This window comes from Agrobacterium sp. K11, assembly GCF_059429395.1.
In genome coordinates this window covers 433901-451687 of the sequence record NZ_JCAHRB010000004.1, presented here as the reverse complement: position 1 = coordinate 451687, position 17787 = coordinate 433901, and the positions used below count along the sequence as shown (strand labels likewise).

Sequence of the window (17787 nt, the reverse complement as noted above, 5' to 3'; positions counted from 1 at the left end):
TATGACTGCTGAAATGCCGCTTCCTCCCGTACAAAAGGCGCTGCAAATCAATCTGCATCCCTTCGACGCACCGCATGCGGCCCTGACCGTTCCGCATCAGCTGCGGGTCTGGGGCGGGCAGGTGGACCGCATTCTCCTGACGGTGGATACCGGCCAGGTTGGAGCCGGCCGCTACAAGGGCAACGGTTTCGAGGCCGCCAGCAAACGCCTGTTTGACATGCTGGAGGAAATGCAGGCCAACTATCCGCATCTGTATGTGGATATTGCCGACTGTAGCGATGCGGCGCGCAGTGCGGTGGCGGAGACGTTCTTTTCGCGCTCGCCGGTTCCTTATCCCGCCAAGGCTTTCGACGGCGGGCCTTTCCATGTTTATTTCCACGGGTTGAAACGTGCCAACGCCCGTTATGTGCTGCATATGGACAGCGACATGATGTTTGGCGGCGGCAGCCAGAGCTGGTTCAACGAAGCCATTGCGCTGCAGAAGGCCAACCCGGACGCGCTCTGCATCACGCCGTTTTCCGGGCCGCCCACCGTGCGCGGCGATCTCGATATCTCCCGCCATGTCGGCATGCCGGGGGTGAAGAACATTCCCGAACCGCGCAAGCTGCCGAGCCGCGTTCCCACATGGCGGTTCGCGACCGTTTCCACGCGCCTGTTCATGATCGACATGGACCGTTTCGCCAAGCGTATCGGCTCGCTCGAACTGCTGAGACCCGACGTCAAACGGCGCATCCGCTCCTATGCCTATAATCAGCAACCGGTCTCAATGCCTGCCGAAGAGGTGCTGAGTGACAATATGATGCGCATCGGCGTATACCGGCTTGATTTTCTCGGCACGGGCAAGGGCATGTATTCGCTGCATCCGCCCTATCGCTCGCCCGAGTTTTACGCGGCGCTGGGCTCCATCGTCGAGCGCATCGAAAAGGGTGACGTTCCCGAAGGCCAGCTCGGAGATTTCGATATCAACGGATCGATGGTGGACTGGTCGAGCGCCCTTGCGGCCAAGACGCGCTCCAAACGTTACGCGAAGGCGCTGCGTCACCTGATTTCAGCGAATGTCCAGCGCTTCACTGGGGCATAGAAGGCTCGGCACTTTCTTCACAACCGGCGCAAGTGCCTTAGAAATCTGTGATGAGCTTGCTCCAGCTTTCCGAGCTTAGCCCGCCAATATAGATATCGCCGGCAAGCGCCCGATCCCGGAGGGCTTCATCCCGGGTGGCCATGCAGAAATAACCGCGATGATGGAAGGTCACGTGGTTCTGACGGTAGAGCGCGTTCATGAGAAACGGCTGCGACATCCCGGTGACATGGGCATAGTTCTCATCATCGAAATGGCGGAACAGCGCACCGAGCACGTCGTTTTCGCGACCGGCATCGCAGACGAGGTTCAGCACATAGGCGGTCCGTCCCGCCTGTCCGAAATACAGGGCAGCGCCGATGATGCGGCCTTCGGCATTTTCGATCGCCAGGCTGCTCAATTCACCAAGGGTGCCGTTGGTTTTACTCATTTCGATCAGCCAGTGGAATTCCTCGTGGGACCATTCCGGGCGGACGGAAAAACGCTCGATCATTGTCAGCGCGTTGCGTCGGAACGTCTCGAAATCCACCGGTCTGACCGTGGTGCCGGCAACTTCATTGGGCCTTATGCCCTTTTTCCACGATCGCAGGATACGGTCCACAAATCCAAGTGCCATAAGTCCGGGCCTGGATTTGACTACTTGCGAACGGCGCGGCATGCGCAGGGCAATCGCGCTGAAAGGCTTGAGCGCCTTGTGCCATTGCAGGCTTTCCATCGGCAGCATGCTGCCGCCGATCGCAAGCCAATGATCGGCGCTGACGGGGGAGGCCGTGTCCGAAAACAGCATATCGTGTTTCGTCGCGCGCATGCCGCGGGAGAGGCGCGCGGCGCCGAGTGCGCCGAGTTTTCCTTTCGACGCGAAAGCACATAACAACCTTGCGGTAATGGGTTTTCCGTTCGCGACAAACCGCATGGGGACGGCAAGGATAACGCTTGTAACGCCGCTCTCTCCAGCATCGTAGACAACGCTGCCATATTCGGGATCAAACACAGGACTGCTGAAAAACAATGTTTCGACGTAAGCGCCGAAGTCGAAGTTTCTATCAAGCCCGGTCTTTTTGAACGCGCTGTTGAGCACAACCTCGACAGCCGGAAGATCGTCCCTGCGCATGGGTCGAACGCCGGGCGCAGCTGGCTGAACCGGGCGTTGTGTCACCCCTTCGTTGTTGCTATCGTCCATATTGGTGTGTATCGGAACGTCCACCGTCGGTTTCCAGCTATTTACGCGTTTATGAAATCAACAAGCCAAAGATATATCCAGAGTTGTTAATATACGTTAAACAGAATTTCGGATCATCACCCCAGTATATCCTTAACGTAGCGAAATATCTCTGTCGTCAAATAGATATAAGCAACCTTTACGAGGGCGTATGTCTAGCCAATAATAGGGAAATCAGCAACTTAAATTTGACAGATGAAGTTTGATATGGTCAAGATTCTACCCTTATCCATATGTTGACTTTGAAAATCAGGTTCTGTTTCAATTTCCCGGGCTTCATTCCTCTATAATGGAATTACTATTCCTCCGTGTATTATGGATAACTAAAAAATAGGGTTTTGACGGGATATTCATGTTACCGAGACGAAGCATCGGGTACGATGTGAGAACGTATGGAAAAAGGTAGAGAAAATTACCTGATGGATGCAGCGCATGATGAGCAGGCGAGTGTCGCCTGGCGGAATGCACTGTTTTATGTGACGTTCTTTTATTTCACGGTCGGCTTCTCGCCCTATATCTCGCTTTCCTCGACCTATCTGGGGTCCGCCATGGCGGCCGGGTCCAACCTCCTCAACCAGCTCACCGCGATCATCCTGCTCATCAGTTTCGTGGCGTTCATGGCAAAGGAGCGGTCGTCTTCCATTGTCTTTACGCCGCGTTTGCTGATGCTCGCGATCTTCGGCTGGTATATCTTCACCTCAGTGGTGGGCGGCGCGCCGGTGTTTTCGCTGCGGCGGCTTGCCATGTGCGCTATCATCTGCGTGCTCGCCAGCTGCTTCCTGCAATTGCCGCGCACCGAGCGGCATTTCACCACGCTGCTTGCCACATGCGTGCTGATCATCCTGTTCCTCTGTTATTTCGGCGTTGCTGTCCTGCCGTCGCGGTCGATCCATCAGGCAAGCGATGCGCTGGAGCCGCTCCTTGCAGGCAACTGGCGTGGGGTCTTCCGTCACAAGAACGAGGCAGCCTCGATCATGGCGGTGCTGATGATCGTCGGGATTTATCTGTGCAAGCGCTGGTCCCTTATCGGCGGCCTGGCGGTGCTGTTGCTGTCGTTGATATTTCTCGTCAAGTCGGGTGGCAAGACCGCGCTCGGCCTGATGCCGATCATCATCGCCACGGGCTGGTTCATCGTGGGCTGGCCCAGATGGCGTTACGCTGTTGTGACCGTGCTTCTGGGAACCTTCGCCGTGGTGATCGTCGGCACGACCGTTGATCCGGTCTTTTCACAGATGCTGACGAAACTGGGGATCGACGCCAGTTTCACCGGCAGAACCGATATCTGGACCGTCTCGATAGATTATATCCGCCAAAGCCCGATTGTCGGATACGGCTACCAGGCCTTCTGGCGCAGCGACACCCTGATGACGAGCTTCACCGAGAACAATACCTGGGCAACGACGGCGCCGGATTCCCACAATGGCTATTTCGACCTTGTGCTTGGCGGCGGCGTGCCAGGTCTTATTCTGGTGCTGACGTGGATTTGTCTGATGCCGCTTCGCGATCTCGGCAAGATGGATGAGGCCACGCGCAAAAGCCCGCTGACGAAGCTCTATGTCGGCGTCTGGCTTTATGTCCTGCTCTACGGCTTTCTCGAAACGATGTTCTTCCTCAGTACCGGTTTCGTCTGGTTTTTCCTCGTCGTTGCCGTGATGGGCCTGCGTTTGCAGGCGAATGCCAGCCTTGTCGAGGATGAGGCGCAGGCGGAACCGCAATTGGCCCTGACTGGCAGTAACGCGGCCAGCGTGGCGAGGCGCATCAGGGGCAAATCGCGCAGATCGTTGCTCGCGGATGATATTTTGAAATGATTTTTCGTTTCAAATGTGTAAAAGAGCCTGATATTGCGCGCGTTTGCAGCAGGTTTCGCTAAACATGCGTGGCTTAAGTCTTTGTTGTTATGCATGTCCTGTCGCAAAACCGCTCCGCATTTTGCTCGACACGCAATGAACCGGATCGGCAAGGTCAATAAATGGCAGATACAGGCGCCTGTGCGCTCGAAGCGGATGACATCCACAAGAGCTTCGGCACACACGAAGTTTTGAAGGGCGTTTCGCTGAAGGCCCACAAAGGCGATGTGATATCGATCATCGGCTCGTCCGGTTCCGGCAAGAGTACCTTCCTGCGCTGCATCAACTTTCTCGAAACGCCGGATCGCGGCCGGGTCATCGTCAATGGCGAGGAGATCGCCATGAAGATTGGCAGGGACGGCAAGGCTGTGCCGAAAAGCTGGCGGCAAGTGGAAAAGCTGCGGACAGGGCTTGGCATGGTGTTCCAGAATTTCAATCTCTGGGCCCACCGCACCGTTCTGGAAAATGTCATCGAAGCGCCTGTTCACGTTCTCGGCGTCAAGCGACAGGAGGCGGTGGAAAAGGCCGAAGCCCTGCTGAACAAGGTTGGCCTTTACGACAAGAAAAATGCCTATCCGGCGTTCCTCTCCGGCGGGCAGCAGCAGCGCGCCGCGATTGCGCGCGCGCTCTGCGTGGAGCCGGCGGTGATGCTGTTCGACGAACCCACCTCGGCGCTCGATCCGGAACTTGTGGGCGAGGTGCTGAAGGTCATCCGCGATCTGGCCGAGGAAGGCCGCACCATGTTGCTCGTTACTCACGAGATGCGCTTTGCGCGCGATGTTTCCACCGAGGTGATGTTTCTGCATCAGGGCCGTGTGGAGGAAGCGGGGCCACCGGCGCAGGTGTTCGGCAATCCCGTAAGCGCCCGTTGCAGGGAATTTACCGGCGCGCTGGCGTGATGGCCGTTTCGCTTCGCCGTTTGTTTTAACAGGAGAGACTTTAAATGAAATTCTTCGCCACGCTGCTTGCCGGAACGGCATTTGCGGTTTCCGCCTTCACCGCCAGCGCCGATGTCCGGTTCGGCATCATGAACGAATCCTACCCGCCTTTCTTCGCCAAGGATGCCAGCGGCAAGTGGCAGGGCTGGGAAATCGATCTCATGGACGCCGTCTGCGCGGAAATGAAGGAAAAATGCTCGATCGTCGAGCTTTCCTGGGATGGCCTCATCCCGGCGCTGCAGACGAAGAAGTTCGATGTTATCTGGTCGTCCATGTCCAACACGGAAGAGCGCGAGAAGGTCATCGATTTCACCAACAAATATTACAACACGCCGAGCAAGCTGATCGGCGCCAAGGATGGCAAGCCGGGTGCGGCGCCGGAAGACGTCAAGGGCAAGACCATCGGTATTCAGGTCGCGACCATCCAGTCCGAATATTACAAGAAATATTTCGCTGCTGTCGCAGACGAAAAGACCTATCAGACGCTGGACGAGGCGTTTCAGGATCTCGCAGCCGGCCGTATCGACTACGTGTTCGGCGACTCGCTCGTTCTCGATGCCTTCGTGAAGAGCGATGCCGGCAAGGATTGCTGCGCCGACATGGGCAACGTTGCGGATGACAAGGAAATCCTCGGCCTTGGCGTTTCCGGCGGCCTGCGCAAGGACGACACCGAACTCAAGAACAAGCTGAACGCTGCTCTCGCTGCCGTTCGCGCCAGCGGGAAGTATGACGAGATCACCAAGAAATACTTCAGCTTCGATATCTACGGTAAGTAATTTCTCCTGACCGGTCACATAAATGGCAAGCCTTGAAACCACGCTGCAACTGCTGTCACCCTATCCTCCGGGATGGGGCGGCACCCTTTTGAAGGGTGCGGCGTCGACCCTTGCCATTTCCGCCGGTGCCTATCTGATCGGCATCGTCATCGGGCTTGCCGGTGCACTCGGCAAGCTCTCCGGCAACAGGCCGCTTGGCCTTCTGCTCAATCTCTACACGACGGCAATCCGCGCCGTTCCCGAACTGATCCTTATCGTCGGGCTTTATTACGCCGGTACTGATGGCCTGAACCGGCTGCTACAACTGGCAGGCCTGCCGCCTTTGGAAGTCAACGGTTTCGTTGCCGCTGTTGCGGTTCTGGGTTTCGTGCAGGGTGCCTATATGACCGAGGTGCTGCGCGGTGCGATCCTTGCCATTCCGAACGGGCAGATCGAGGCGGCGCGCGCCTTCGGCATGTCGCCGGCCTTGCGTTTCCGCCGTGTGGTCTTGCCTGCACTGTTGCCGAACGCCCTGCCGGGCCTTGCCAATCTCTGGCTTGCGGTAACGAAGGATAGCGCGCTGGTGGCGGTTGTCGGTTATCAGGAACTGGCGCTTGCGACACGGCTGGCGGGGGCCAGCACCAAGCAATATTTCCTGTTCTTTCTTGCCGCAGCCCTGCTTTATCTTGCCATTACGCTGGTTTCCAACCTCGTCTTTTCGCTGCTGGAGCGCCGTGTGCGGCGCGGCCAGCCGGCGTTGGCATAAAGGGGACGCGGCATGGATTTTTCATGGATCGCCAAATATTGGCCGCTGCTTCTGTCCGGTGCCTGGCAAACGCTGGCGCTGCTCGTCATCTCCGTCAGCATTGGTTTTCTTCTCGCTATAGGGCTTGCCTTCGCGCAGGTCAGCGGCGGGCGGGTGACAAAAATTCTGGCGCGCGCCTATTGCACCTTCTTTCGCGGCACACCGCTTCTGATCCAGCTCTGGCTGCTCTATTATGGCGTCGGCTCGTTTCTGCCGATGATCCCCGGCTTACGTCAGAGTTTCATGTGGCCGGTGCTGCGCGAGGGCTTCTTTTTCGCCGCCGTCAGCTTCACACTGAATTACGCGGCCTATGAGGCCGAGGTTCTGCGCGGCGCGTTGCTGGCTGTGCCAAAGGGTGAGCTGGAGGCGGGCCGGGCTTTCGGCATGGGCCGTTTCACCCTTATTCGCCGCATCTGGCTGCCGCGCGCCATCCGCATCGCGCTGCCGACAATTGCGGGCGAGGTGGTGATGCAGCTCAAATCCACGCCGCTTGCCTTTACCGTGACGGTGATGGACCTCTACGCCGTCGCCTACAAGGTGCGGCAGGACACGCTGCTCGTCTATGAGCCGCTGATCGTCGTCACCGTCTTTTATCTCATTCTCACCGCCATCATCGCCCGCTGTTTCGGTCTTATCGAACAGCAGGTGCCGGTCCGGCGGTAAACCGTTCAAGGAGCATGAACATGGGCACTATCCGTATTCTCGACGGCGGCATGAGCCGCGAATTGCAGCGGCTCGGCGCCGAGCTGAAACAGCCGGAATGGTCGGCGCTGGCGCTCATCAATTCACCTGATATCGTGCGGCAGGTGCATCAGGAATTCATCGAGGCCGGTGCCGATGTCGTCACCACCAATTCCTATGCGCTGGTGCCGTTCCATATCGGCGAGGAGCGTTTCCAGAAGGATGGCGCATCGCTGATCGCCCTTTCCGGCAGGCTGGCGCGCGAGGCTGCGGACGCCTCCGGCCGCGACGTGCTGGTGGCCGGTTCGCTGCCGCCGATCTTCGGCTCCTATGAGCCGCAGAATTTCGATGCAACGCGGGTACAGGACTATCTGAAGGTGCTGGTCGACAATCTCGGGCCCTTCGTCGATGTCTGGCTGGGTGAGACGCTGAGCCTGATCGCCGAAGGCGAAGCGGTGCGGGAAGCCGTGGCCGCAACCGGCAAACCGTTCTGGATTTCCTTCACGTTGAACGACGATGCGGCTGCGACAGGCGGCGGCGAGCCTGCGCTGCGCTCTGGTGAAACGGTAAAGGCGGCGGCCGAATGGGCCGCGCAATCTGGCGCTGCCGCCCTGCTGTTCAATTGCAGCAAGCCGGAAATCATGAAAGCCGCCGTGGAAACGGCATCCGCCGTCTTTGCGGAAAAGGGCGTTTCGCTTGAGATCGGCGTTTATGCCAATGCCTTCGAAGGTGAACAGGGCGATTCCGCCGCCAATGAAGGTCTGCATGGCACGCGCACCGACCTGACCGACGATGTCTATTCGCGGTTCGCCTGCTCCTGGGCGGATGCCGGCGCAACCATGATCGGCGGCTGCTGCGGCATTGGCGCTGCCCATATCCACACGGTTGCAACGGCACTGCGGCGCGCGGCCGCCTGAAGTCTTCGACAGGCTCCCAGCGACATTGAGTTGAAAGCGGCAGGCTCAACGCCTGCCGCTTTTTTTCGTTGCGGCCATTGACCTCAACTATAGTCGAGGAATTATCAGGGAGTGGAACATTACTGAAGGACGTTCCATGAGCGATAATACACTCTCCATCCGGATCATTTTTGGCAGTGCCCGCAATCCGCGGTTCTGCGATGTCATCGGCAAATGGCTGCAGGACCGGCTCGGCGCATTGCCGGGGATCGAGTTTGCGGTGCTCGACCCGCGCGAACTTGATCTGCCGCAGAGCCACACGCCCGACCGCGCCTCTGTGCGGCAACTTCGTGAAAGCCTTGATGCCGCCGATGCCTTCATCGTCGTCACACCGGAATATAATCGCAGCTACCCCGGCGCGCTGAAGGTCCTGATCGATTCCGCCTATGACGAATGGGGCGCCAAGCCGGTGGCCTTCGTTTCCTATGGCGGGATTTCCGGCGGCCTGCGCGCTGTCGAGCAGCTTCGCCCCGTGTTTGCGGAACTGCATGCCACGACGATCCGCGATGTCGTCAGCTTTGTAAATCCCTGGGACCGTGTCGATGCCGCCGGGCAGTTCGACCCCGGAGCGCCAGCGGCAAGCGCGCTGGAAACGATGATGGGCAAGCTGGGCTGGTGGGCGCATGCGTTGAATAAGGCGCGTTCCGCAACACCCTACAAAGGGGCTTGAGAATGACTGACAATTCCCCGTCGCTGAAACTCACGCTTCTGTTCGTCGCCACACTCACCATCATGGCCGGAACCACGGTTGCGCCCTCGCTGCCCGCCATCGAACAGAGCTTCCTGTCGACGCCGAATGTCGAGATCATGAGCCGCATGGTGCTGACGTTGCCATCGGTTTTCGTGGCTCTTTGCGCGCCGGTCGCCGGCGTGCTGGCGGATCGGTTCGGCCGCAAGCGGCTGCTGCTCGGCGCGATCCTGCTTTACAGCCTTTCCGGCATGTCCGGGCTTTTTGCCGATAGTCTTGCGGGCCTGCTCGTTGGCCGGGCCTTTCTGGGGTTTGCGATCGGCGGCATCATGACGATCGGCACGGCGCTGGTGGGCGAGTATTTCGAAGGCCCGGCGCGGGAGCGTTATCTCGGCCTGCAACAGGCCTTCACCCAGCTTGGCGGTGTCGTTTTCGTGGTGGCGGGCGGCTTGCTGGCGGATGTTCACTGGCGCGCGCCCTTCGCGGTCTATGCCGTGGCGCTGCTCATTCTGCCGGCGGCACTGTTGTTTTTGCAGGAGCCGGCAAGAAACAATAGCCACGTTAAAAACGGCGGCGAACAGGCTTTTGCGGTCAACTGGTTTCTGGTGGCCGTGCTGGCACTGGCGGTATTTCTCGTCAACGCCCTGTTTTACACCATCCCCTCGCAATTGCCGTTTTTCCTGCGGGAGCTTGGGCTGTTTTCCGGCAGCGTTGCCGGATACGCCATCGGCATCTTCAATCTGGCGGGCGCGCTGATGGCGCTCAACTTCGGTCGGTTGGGGGCGCGGATTGGCGTGACCGTTATTCTGGCGGTCGGGCTGGTGTTGATGGCAACGGGTTTTGCGCTGCTTGCCGCGGCAGACGGGTTGGTTTCCATGCTTTCGGCGCTTGCGGTGGTGGGCCTTGGCCTCGGTGCTGTGATGCCGGCTATTATGTCCACGACGATCATGCTTGCGCCGCTTCGGTTGCGCGGGCGTATTGCCGGCGTCGTTACGGCATCGATGTTTCTCGGGCATTTCATATCGCCGCTGGCAAGCCAGCCTTGGATCGCCCGGTTCGGTTTTGCCGTGACCTATCGCGATATTTCCACGGCGTTCACCGTCATGGCCGGTCTTGCCGTCATGGCTTCCATAATTCAGCGATGGGCGGCGGTGCGAAAGCCACGGTCTTTTGCCCGGGGTGGATGACACGCTCTCTTTGACGTTGTCACTGATCGATGGGGACGGGGGCAACAGCCCTCGTCAATGTTTTACCGACTGACATTTCCTGTAGCCGGCATGAATATTGTAAGAAAACCAACGAAGCGCGGCTGTGAGACGATCAGCCGTTTTCCGTTCTTTTCCCTCGAAATGTGGCCCGGGGCTTCCGCTTGCTGGCGGACGTGTGCCGCCCGCATAATGGTGACCTGTGTGCATTTGCGCGTTAAATGCGTAAAATGGCGCACCCGACAGGATTCGAACCTGTGACCTTTGGAATCGGAATCCAACACTCTATCCAGCTGAGCTACGGGTGCAGCGGTCACGCTTGAATCGCGTGCAGCGGTTGGTTCATACCCCAGCTTTCTTTCCGCATCAATGTCTAAAAATCAAAGATTTACGAAATGGGGCCTGTTTTCCGGTGTGGGGAGAGCGTGGGTTGCTGCGAGGGCTGCTGTCTGCATGTTCGCGATAGCAGGGCGGTATGTTGTTTGCGGTATTGCGTTTCTTCCTGATAAGACGTTTCCCTTTTAAGTAGTATTTTACGGCTGCATCCAGCGGCTGTCCTGGCACTTTTGTACACAGGCGGGTTGATTGTCGTATCGCCTTTCAAACAAGGTGGGGGAGGCGGTATTCGACCCTAAAAATCGGTGGGTAAATAATCATACTTTTCTTTTGCGCACGATGGTGATTACGAGACAGGGGTTGTCGCAATGGGTATTAACTGTCAAATTATTATACAATATTAGTATCATCTACATTTATTTGGGATACAGTTTAGTCCTGTTGTCGGTTATCATTCCGGCAGGGTTAAGGAACGAATCAGGCGGGGGATCGGATGGCTTTGCAATTGGCACATAGCAACGGGCCACGGGCGGAAAAGGCCGAAAGCGGCGGCACGCAGGCGGAACATTTAAACGCTATCGACTATGGATTGTTGACGACCGCGATCGGTTATCATTTGAGGCACTCGCAACTTGCCGTGGCAAACGGCTTTTCCGACGTGCTGGCGGAGATGGGATTGCGGCCGGCCGATTTTTCCGTTCTCGTCATCGTCGGCGGCAATCCGGGCCTCAAGCAGAGCGATGTGGCCGAGGCGCTTGGCATACAGCGCGCCAATTTCGTCGCGATCGTCGATAGCATGGAAGGCAAGGGATTGCTTGTCCGCCGCAGGTCGGAAGAGGACAGGCGCGTTCATTTCCTCGACATGACGGATGAGGGCAGCAGCCTTCTTGAGCGCCTTTCCGATGCATGGCGTGACCGCGAGGAAAAGCTGATCGACCGGATCGGCGGCAAAAAAGCCCGTGACCAGCTGCTGGCCCTGCTTGGACGCCTGCGGGACTGAGCGGTATCGGTCAAGCCGGTCGGCAATCCCCCTGCCTCTCCCTTTCACGAGGGTCTGATTGGTAGCGGGTGGATTTGCGTTGCAATTTTCCTGCGAAACGGCCAAGACGCCTTGGACGTGCCAACGCCTTTCGCGTCGCGTCATGCCGCAACTGCGCAATGTTCTGGAAAGGCTCGAAACGGGAACGCCATGCTAATTATCGATACGAGCCATCCGCTTTATCGCCGCTTGTGGGTCAGATTGCTCATCGTCGGCTTTTGCGCCGCCTGGTCCGTCATCGAATTCGTCAATCGCGAATTTTTCTGGGGAACGGTTGTCGGCGGCGTAGCGGTCTATGCGGCTTATGAGTTGTTGCTGAAGTTCAAGCCCGCCAGCGAGGAGAACGCTGGAGGCAAGGCTGACGCGGCCAGGGACGAATCAGACGAGCCAGTGGAAAGCGCACCCACGGATAGAAACGACGCCGGCTGAGGCGAGCTTTCCGGGCGTAAAACCGCTACCTGCCTCTACTGGAAATGTTCACGGGTTCGCAGCATCCGGATCGCCTGGTCAATCAGGAGATTTGCCGCTGTCATGCGCAGCGTCGCATTGTGCCGGAATTCCGGTCTCACTCCGTCGGGATGATTGAGCCTTGCGAAGGCGCGGCGCTTTTCCGCAAGCGTTGCGGCGGTGTCGGTTTCATGGATGGCCAGTTCTGCTGAAACATCCGCGAGCGAGGTCTTTTCGAGATGGGCCGGCATGGGTTCGGGTTGGGGTTCCGGCTGGGGCTCGGCAAGCGCAACGGGCTCCGGCAGAAAGGCCAGATAGGCGTCGAGACTGGCGTTTCCCGGTTGCGGTGCATCCGGATAGGTATCCACGACGAAGCCAGAGCTGAAACCCACAATACGATGACCGGTGGGCGGCGTCGGCTCCGCGCTCTCGTCTTCTTTTTCCTGTCTCAGTCTTTCAACGACCGACTCGAAGACGGATTGTCCGAAAAGCATGCGGCTATTCCCTGGGCAAGTCCCGATAAATCCGGCCTGTATATACAATGAAGTTGGCGTCTGGCTTGCCTTCCTCAAAAGCCCGTCAGTTTGCGGCTTTCATCCAGAACCAGATCGTAGAGAAGCCGGGCGCTGGGCGGCAAAACGCGGCCTTTGGTGGTGATGATGCTGTAGGGCTTGACGACAAGCTCGAAATCCGTGGGCAGGATGCGGGTGCGGCCGATATCGGCCTGCTGGCCGGCCACGAACTCGGCCATGTCCTGCGCGATTGGCGCAATTGCATCCGTGTTGCAGATAAGGGCAAGCGTCAGCACCACGGATGGCGTGTTGATAACGTTGCGCGGCATGGCGACGCCGTGAGTGAGGAACACGTCTTCCATCGTTCTGCGCAAAAGCGCGCCGGGCGGCTGGAAGACCCAGTCGTAACCGGACAGATCCTGCAATGTCACGGGCTCGCCGTGGAGCAGGGGGTGGCCCTCGCGAACCACCAGACAGGCGCGCTCGATGCCAATTTCATGGATGGAGAACAGGCCGGGATCGAAATCATCGGGGATGCGGCCGATGATGAAATCGTGACGTGCGGCCAGAAGTTCCCGCGCCAGCACGTTGCTACTTTCCACCTGCACGTTGATCTCGATACCGGGATAGGTGTCCATCGCCCGTCTTATGGCGGGCACGACCAGGCTGATGGCCGGCGCGGTGACGGCGCCGATATAAACCGATCCGCCGCTGCCGGATTTCATCTGGTTGAGTTCGCGGCTCGCCTCACGCAGCTCCAGCAATATGGTGCGGGCGCGCCGCGCCAGCGCCTCGCCGAACTTGGTCAGCACCACACCACGCGACGCTCTCTGACAGAGCGGGCTTTTGACGATTGCTTCCATTTCCGAGAGCATGCGCGATGCCGCCGGCTGCGTCATGTTCATGGCGGCGGCGGCGGCGCTGACCTGCCCGTGCTCCTCGATCATGACCAGCATGCGCAGGTGGCTCATCTTCAAGCCGGCGCGCAGCAAAGGGTTGTCTTCGAAGACGAAGAGCGCATCCGCTGTTTGCGTCTGCTCATACACTTTTTGGTTGCTCATTCGCCGGTTTATACCCCTCAATGGTTATTGTATCGATTTAATATATCATAATTGATATACGTAAACTGATTTATTCTATTTGACAGTTATATGGATTCAGAACAATTTGCGGAATGCCGGGGAGGAGCGGCATCTGTTCCATTTCGCAGTTGCGAGATCGGAACGGGCGCAATGCGGCTTCTTCCTCTGATGGCATGAATTTTATGGTGCAACGCAACAAGCGGGTACCAAAGAGGGTTCAAGGGAGAGAGTTAATGAAGTCCATTATTTCGCTGATGGCGGCTTGCGCCATCGGTGCTGCTTCCTTTGCAGCGCCGGCTTTCGCGCAGGACAAGGGTTCTGTCGGTATCGCCATGCCGACAAAGTCTTCCGCGCGCTGGATCGATGACGGCAACAATATCGTCAAGCAGCTGCAGGAAGCCGGTTACACGACCGATCTGCAATACGCCGACGACGATATTCCGAATCAGCTTTCCCAGATCGAAAACATGGTCACCAAGGGCGTTAAGGTCCTCGTGATTGCTTCGATCGACGGCACGACCCTGTCGGACGTTCTGAAGCAGGCTGGTCAGCAGGGCATCAAGGTCATCGCTTATGACCGTCTCATCCGCAACAGCGGCGACGTCAGCTACTACGCCACTTTCGACAACTTCCAGGTTGGCGTTCTGCAGGCAACTTCGATCGTCGACAAGCTTGGCCTGAAGGACGGCAAGGGCCCGTTCAACATCGAGCTGTTCGGCGGTTCTCCTGACGACAACAACGCCTTCTTCTTCTACGATGGCGCGATGTCGGTTCTGAAGCCTTACATCGACAGCGGCAAGCTGGTCGTAAAGTCGGGCCAGATGGGCATGGACAAGGTCGGTACGCTGCGTTGGGATCCGGCAACGGCCCAGGCTCGCATGGATAACCTCCTGTCGGCTTATTACACGGACGCAAAGGTTGACGCTGTTCTGTCGCCCTATGACGGTCTGTCCATCGGCATCATCTCCTCGCTGAAGGGCGTTGGTTATGGCACGAAGGACCAGCCGCTGCCGGTCGTTTCCGGTCAGGACGCTGAAGTTCCGTCGGTCAAGTCGATCATTGCTGGCGAACAGTATTCGACCATCTTCAAGGACACTCGCGAACTCGCGAAGGTTACTGTTGGCATGGTCAACGCCGTTCTGCAGGGCAAAGAGCCCGAGGTGAACGACACCAAGACCTATGAAAATGGCGTCAAGGTTGTTCCGTCCTACCTGCTCAAGCCGGTTGCCGTGACCAAGGACAACTACAAGCAGGTTCTCGTCGACGGTGGTTACTACACCGCAGACCAGCTGAAATAAGCCTGCAACACATGCGGGGATGGCTTGGCGCCGTCCCCGTTTTTCCATAAAAATAAAAACGCCTGAATTAATCGGGCGCTGGATTGCGATATGGCCAATACCATTCTCGAAATGCGGAACATCACCAAGACGTTTCCGGGCGTAAAAGCGCTTGAGAACGTCAACCTTAAGGTAAAGGAAGGTGAGATCCACGCGCTCGTTGGCGAGAACGGCGCTGGAAAGTCGACCTTGATGAAGGTCCTTTCCGGTGTTTATCCCGCTGGCACCTATGAGGGCGAGATCCACTATGAAGGTGCTGTGCGAAATTTTCGCGCCATCAACGACAGCGAAGATATTGGTATCATCATCATTCACCAGGAGCTTGCGCTTGTGCCGCTCCTGTCGATTGCCGAAAATATTTTCCTTGGCAACGAGGTCGCTTCGGGCGGCGTGATCAACTGGCAGCAGACCTTCAACCGTACCCGCGAACTTCTGAAGAAGGTGGGCCTGAAGGAATCGCCGGAGACGCTGATTACGGATATCGGCGTCGGCAAGCAGCAGCTGGTCGAAATCGCCAAGGCGTTGTCGAAGAGCGTGAAGCTTCTCATCCTTGATGAGCCGACCGCCTCGCTCAACGAGAGCGATTCCGAGGCTCTGCTCAACCTTTTGATCGAGTTCCGCAAGCAGGGCATGACGTCGATCATCATCACCCACAAGCTCAACGAAGTGCGCAAGGTGGCCGACCAGATCACCGTGCTGCGCGACGGCATGACAGTGAAGACGCTCGACTGTCATCAGGAAGAAATCAGCGAGGACGTCATCATTCGCAACATGGTGGGACGCGATCTAGAAGATCGTTATCCGCCGCGCGACGTGCCGATCGGCGAGACCATTCTCGAAGTGAAGAACTGGAACGCCTATCACCAGCAGCACCGCGACCGGAAGGTCCTGCACGACATCAACGTCACCGTGCGCAAGGGCGAAGTCGTCGGCATTGCCGGGCTGATGGGGGCAGGGCGCACGGAATTCGCCATGAGCGTGTTCGGCAAGTCCTACGGTCACAAGATCACCGGTGACGTTCTGATCGACGGCAAGCCCGTGGATGTCAGCACCGTGCGCAAGGCAATCGATGCCGGTCTTGCCTATGTGACCGAAGACCGCAAACATCTCGGTCTGGTGCTCAACGACAACATTCTGCACAACACCACGCTTGCCAATCTGGCCGGCGTGTCGAAGGCCAGCGTCATCGACGACATCAAGGAAATGAAGGTGGCGAGCGATTTCCGCACACGCCTTCGCATCCGCTCTTCGGGCATCTTTCAGGAAACGGTCAATCTTTCGGGCGGCAACCAGCAGAAGGTCGTGCTTTCCAAGTGGCTCTTCTCCAATCCTGATGTCCTGATCCTAGACGAGCCGACACGCGGTATCGACGTTGGCGCGAAATACGAAATCTACACCATCATCAACCAGCTCGCTGCCGACGGCAAAGGCGTTCTGATGATCTCATCGGAAATGCCTGAACTGCTCGGCAATTGCGACCGCATCTACGTCATGAACGAAGGCCGCATCGTCGCTGAATTGCCGAAGGGAGAGGCGAGCCAGGAAAGCATCATGCGCGCTATCATGCGCTCAGGGGAGAAGAACTCATGAGTTCGGCAAACACCACAAACGAAGAAAGCAACGTCATCTCGGTCGGGTCGTATATTCGCTCCAATATCCGCGAATACGGCATGCTGATCGCGCTCGTCGCTATCATGGTTTTCTTCCAGTTCTATACCGGCGGTATTCTGTTCCGGCCCGTTAACCTGACCAACCTCATCCTGCAGAACTCGTTCATCGTCATCATGGCGCTTGGCATGCTGCTGGTCATCGTGGCCGGACATATCGACCTTTCGGTCGGTTCCATCGTCGCCTTCGTCGGCGCGATTGCGGCCATATTGACCGTGCAGTGGGGCATGAACCCGTTTCTCGCGGCGCTGATTTGTCTTGTCATCGGCGGCATCATCGGTGCTGCCCAGGGTTACTGGATCGCCTATCACCGCATCCCGTCGTTCATCGTGACGCTGGCGGGCATGCTTGTGTTCCGCGGCCTCACGCTTTTTGTGCTCGGCGGCAAGAACATCGGCCCGTTCCCGACGGATTTCCAGATCATCAGCACCGGCTTCCTGCCTGATATCGGTGGCATCGAAGGTCTGAACACCACGTCGATGATCCTGACATTGGTGATTACGGTCGTGCTGTTCTATCTGGCGTGGCGCCGTCGCGTGGTGAACGTGAAGCACGGCATCGACGTGGAGCCGTTCGGTTTCTTCATTGTGCAGAACCTGCTCATCTCAGGCGCTATTCTGTTCCTTGGCTACCAGCTGTCCACCTATCGTGGCCTGCCGAACGTCCTGATCGTGATGCTGGTTCTGATTGCGCTTTACAGCTTCGTGACGCGTCGCACGACCATTGGCCGCCGCGTTTACGCCATGGGCGGCAACGAGAAGGCGACCAAGCTTTCCGGTATCAACACCGAACGCCTGAGCTTCCTAACCTTCGTCAACATGGGTGTACTGGCCGGTCTGGCCGGCATGATCATCGCGACACGCCTCAACTCGGCAACGCCGAAGGCAGGCGTTGGCTTCGAGCTTGATGTGATCGCGGCCTGCTTCATTGGCGGTGCTTCGGCCTCCGGCGGCGTTGGCAAGATCACCGGTGCTGTTATCGGTGCCTTCATCATGGGCGTCATGAACAACGGCATGTCGATCGTCGGCCTCGGCATCGACTTCCAGCAGATGGTCAAGGGCCTCGTGCTGCTCGCTGCCGTGTTCTTCGACGTCTACAACAAGAACAAGGGCTGATTGCCCAGCCAATATAGCAAGTCAAAAAAGTGGCCGGTTTCCGGCCACTTTCATAAGGTGAAGGCGCAACGCGCCGAAG

The 17787-nt window shown here is 57.9% G+C and carries 17 protein-coding genes and 1 tRNA gene; 14 read left to right on the top strand and 4 right to left on the bottom strand.

Translation table 11 applies throughout. The features are described from left to right. The first annotated feature begins 1 nt into the window (after position 1). Positions 2-1081: a polysaccharide biosynthesis glycosyltransferase UppG gene (uppG, locus tag AC5SEO_RS11845; RefSeq protein WP_495363881.1), complete on the top strand. Its 1080-nt coding sequence runs from the start codon at positions 2-4 to the stop codon at positions 1079-1081. A gap of 37 nt (positions 1082-1118) precedes the next feature. On the opposite strand, the gene AC5SEO_RS11840 is transcribed toward uppG, so the two are convergent. Next, positions 1119-2189, bottom strand: coding sequence for a hypothetical protein (locus AC5SEO_RS11840; protein WP_038492918.1), 1071 nt, complete (start codon positions 2187-2189; stop codon positions 1119-1121). Between the two features lie 500 nt (positions 2190-2689). Here AC5SEO_RS11840 and uppW point away from each other — a divergent pair, with 500 nt between their 5' ends. The 8 genes from uppW (at position 2690) to AC5SEO_RS11800 (ending at position 10154) form a co-directional block, all read left to right on the top strand. Next, positions 2690-4105: a Wzy-type polysaccharide biosynthesis protein UppW gene (gene uppW / locus AC5SEO_RS11835; protein ID WP_019565136.1), complete on the top strand. Its 1416-nt coding sequence runs from the start codon at positions 2690-2692 to the stop codon at positions 4103-4105. Positions 4106-4266: 161 nt separating this feature from the next. After that, the gene (locus AC5SEO_RS11830; protein ID WP_013636684.1) at positions 4267-5043 is read left to right on the top strand and encodes an ABC transporter ATP-binding protein; all 777 of its coding nucleotides are present in this window, start codon (positions 4267-4269) and stop codon (positions 5041-5043) included. Between the two features lie 44 nt (positions 5044-5087). Beyond that, entirely contained in the window at positions 5088-5858 is a 771-nt protein-coding gene (locus AC5SEO_RS11825; protein WP_003513835.1) for a transporter substrate-binding domain-containing protein, read from the top strand. 22 nt (positions 5859-5880) lie between these two features. After that, a complete protein-coding gene (locus tag AC5SEO_RS11820; RefSeq protein WP_013636682.1) occupies positions 5881-6603 on the top strand; it encodes an ABC transporter permease in 723 nt (240 codons plus the stop codon). 12 nt (positions 6604-6615) lie between these two features. Then, a complete protein-coding gene (locus AC5SEO_RS11815) occupies positions 6616-7305 on the top strand; it encodes an ABC transporter permease (RefSeq protein ID WP_174068577.1) in 690 nt (229 codons plus the stop codon). A 20-nt stretch (positions 7306-7325) separates the two neighbouring features. Next, positions 7326-8240 carry a homocysteine S-methyltransferase family protein gene (locus tag AC5SEO_RS11810; RefSeq protein ID WP_025594292.1) on the top strand — a complete coding sequence of 305 codons (915 nt, stop codon included), beginning with the start codon at positions 7326-7328 and terminating at the stop codon, positions 8238-8240. Positions 8241-8376: 136 nt separating this feature from the next. Next, positions 8377-8949, top strand: a complete 573-nt coding sequence (locus tag AC5SEO_RS11805; RefSeq protein WP_174068576.1) for an NADPH-dependent FMN reductase — start codon at positions 8377-8379, stop codon at positions 8947-8949. 2 nt (positions 8950-8951) lie between these two features. Next, positions 8952-10154: an MFS transporter gene (locus AC5SEO_RS11800; RefSeq protein WP_174068575.1), complete on the top strand. Its 1203-nt coding sequence runs from the start codon at positions 8952-8954 to the stop codon at positions 10152-10154. 249 nt (positions 10155-10403) lie between these two features. Here AC5SEO_RS11800 and AC5SEO_RS11795 read toward each other — a convergent pair. After that, a tRNA-Arg gene (locus tag AC5SEO_RS11795) sits at positions 10404-10480 on the bottom strand. Between the two features lie 521 nt (positions 10481-11001). Here AC5SEO_RS11795 and AC5SEO_RS11790 point away from each other — a divergent pair. Both AC5SEO_RS11790 and AC5SEO_RS11785 read left to right on the top strand, forming a co-directional pair. Next, a complete protein-coding gene (locus AC5SEO_RS11790; RefSeq protein ID WP_035198691.1) occupies positions 11002-11508 on the top strand; it encodes a MarR family winged helix-turn-helix transcriptional regulator in 507 nt (168 codons plus the stop codon). 189 nt (positions 11509-11697) lie between these two features. Then, positions 11698-11976, top strand: a complete 279-nt coding sequence (locus AC5SEO_RS11785) for a Rieske (2Fe-2S) protein (RefSeq protein ID WP_038491958.1) — start codon at positions 11698-11700, stop codon at positions 11974-11976. 35 nt (positions 11977-12011) lie between these two features. On the opposite strand, the gene AC5SEO_RS11780 is transcribed toward AC5SEO_RS11785, so the two are convergent. Both AC5SEO_RS11780 and AC5SEO_RS11775 read right to left on the bottom strand, forming a co-directional pair. Further along, entirely contained in the window at positions 12012-12488 is a 477-nt protein-coding gene (locus AC5SEO_RS11780; protein ID WP_111798817.1) for a hypothetical protein, read from the bottom strand. 74 nt (positions 12489-12562) lie between these two features. Then, complete coding sequence (locus AC5SEO_RS11775) at positions 12563-13567, bottom strand: LysR family transcriptional regulator (protein ID WP_003513718.1); 1005 nt, start codon at positions 13565-13567, stop codon at positions 12563-12565. A gap of 254 nt (positions 13568-13821) precedes the next feature. Between AC5SEO_RS11775 and chvE the strand changes: the two genes are divergently transcribed. The 3 genes from chvE (at position 13822) to gguB (ending at position 17708) form a co-directional block, all read left to right on the top strand. Next, positions 13822-14886: a sugar ABC transporter substrate-binding protein ChvE gene (gene chvE / locus AC5SEO_RS11770; protein ID WP_003513717.1), complete on the top strand. Its 1065-nt coding sequence runs from the start codon at positions 13822-13824 to the stop codon at positions 14884-14886. A 90-nt stretch (positions 14887-14976) separates the two neighbouring features. Beyond that, the gene (gene gguA, locus AC5SEO_RS11765; RefSeq protein ID WP_003513716.1) at positions 14977-16515 is read left to right on the top strand and encodes a sugar ABC transporter ATP-binding protein GguA; all 1539 of its coding nucleotides are present in this window, start codon (positions 14977-14979) and stop codon (positions 16513-16515) included. Further along, positions 16512-17708, top strand: a complete 1197-nt coding sequence (gene gguB, locus AC5SEO_RS11760) for a sugar ABC transporter permease GguB (RefSeq protein ID WP_003513714.1) — start codon at positions 16512-16514, stop codon at positions 17706-17708. Before gguA ends, gguB begins: the two co-directional genes overlap by 4 nt. The last annotated feature ends 79 nt before the right edge of the window (positions 17709-17787 follow it).

What these genes read in the sequence shown, in the direction of transcription:
- uppG (WP_495363881.1), top strand. Translation starts at nt 2, where the DNA reads ATGACTGCTGAAATGCCGCTTCCTCCCGTACAAAAGGCGCTGCAAATC.
- AC5SEO_RS11840 (WP_038492918.1), bottom strand. Translation starts at nt 2,189, where the DNA reads ATGCGCAGGGACGATCTTCCGGCTGTCGAGGTTGTGCTCAACAGCGCG.
- uppW (WP_019565136.1), top strand. Translation starts at nt 2,690, where the DNA reads ATGGAAAAAGGTAGAGAAAATTACCTGATGGATGCAGCGCATGATGAG.
- AC5SEO_RS11830 (WP_013636684.1), top strand. Translation starts at nt 4,267, where the DNA reads ATGGCAGATACAGGCGCCTGTGCGCTCGAAGCGGATGACATCCACAAG.
- AC5SEO_RS11825 (WP_003513835.1), top strand. Translation starts at nt 5,088, where the DNA reads ATGAAATTCTTCGCCACGCTGCTTGCCGGAACGGCATTTGCGGTTTCC.
- AC5SEO_RS11820 (WP_013636682.1), top strand. Translation starts at nt 5,881, where the DNA reads ATGGCAAGCCTTGAAACCACGCTGCAACTGCTGTCACCCTATCCTCCG.
- AC5SEO_RS11815 (WP_174068577.1), top strand. Translation starts at nt 6,616, where the DNA reads ATGGATTTTTCATGGATCGCCAAATATTGGCCGCTGCTTCTGTCCGGT.
- AC5SEO_RS11810 (WP_025594292.1), top strand. Translation starts at nt 7,326, where the DNA reads ATGGGCACTATCCGTATTCTCGACGGCGGCATGAGCCGCGAATTGCAG.
- AC5SEO_RS11805 (WP_174068576.1), top strand. Translation starts at nt 8,377, where the DNA reads ATGAGCGATAATACACTCTCCATCCGGATCATTTTTGGCAGTGCCCGC.
- AC5SEO_RS11800 (WP_174068575.1), top strand. Translation starts at nt 8,952, where the DNA reads ATGACTGACAATTCCCCGTCGCTGAAACTCACGCTTCTGTTCGTCGCC.
- AC5SEO_RS11790 (WP_035198691.1), top strand. Translation starts at nt 11,002, where the DNA reads ATGGCTTTGCAATTGGCACATAGCAACGGGCCACGGGCGGAAAAGGCC.
- AC5SEO_RS11785 (WP_038491958.1), top strand. Translation starts at nt 11,698, where the DNA reads ATGCTAATTATCGATACGAGCCATCCGCTTTATCGCCGCTTGTGGGTC.
- AC5SEO_RS11780 (WP_111798817.1), bottom strand. Translation starts at nt 12,488, where the DNA reads ATGCTTTTCGGACAATCCGTCTTCGAGTCGGTCGTTGAAAGACTGAGA.
- AC5SEO_RS11775 (WP_003513718.1), bottom strand. Translation starts at nt 13,567, where the DNA reads ATGAGCAACCAAAAAGTGTATGAGCAGACGCAAACAGCGGATGCGCTC.
- chvE (WP_003513717.1), top strand. Translation starts at nt 13,822, where the DNA reads ATGAAGTCCATTATTTCGCTGATGGCGGCTTGCGCCATCGGTGCTGCT.
- gguA (WP_003513716.1), top strand. Translation starts at nt 14,977, where the DNA reads ATGGCCAATACCATTCTCGAAATGCGGAACATCACCAAGACGTTTCCG.
- gguB (WP_003513714.1), top strand. Translation starts at nt 16,512, where the DNA reads ATGAGTTCGGCAAACACCACAAACGAAGAAAGCAACGTCATCTCGGTC.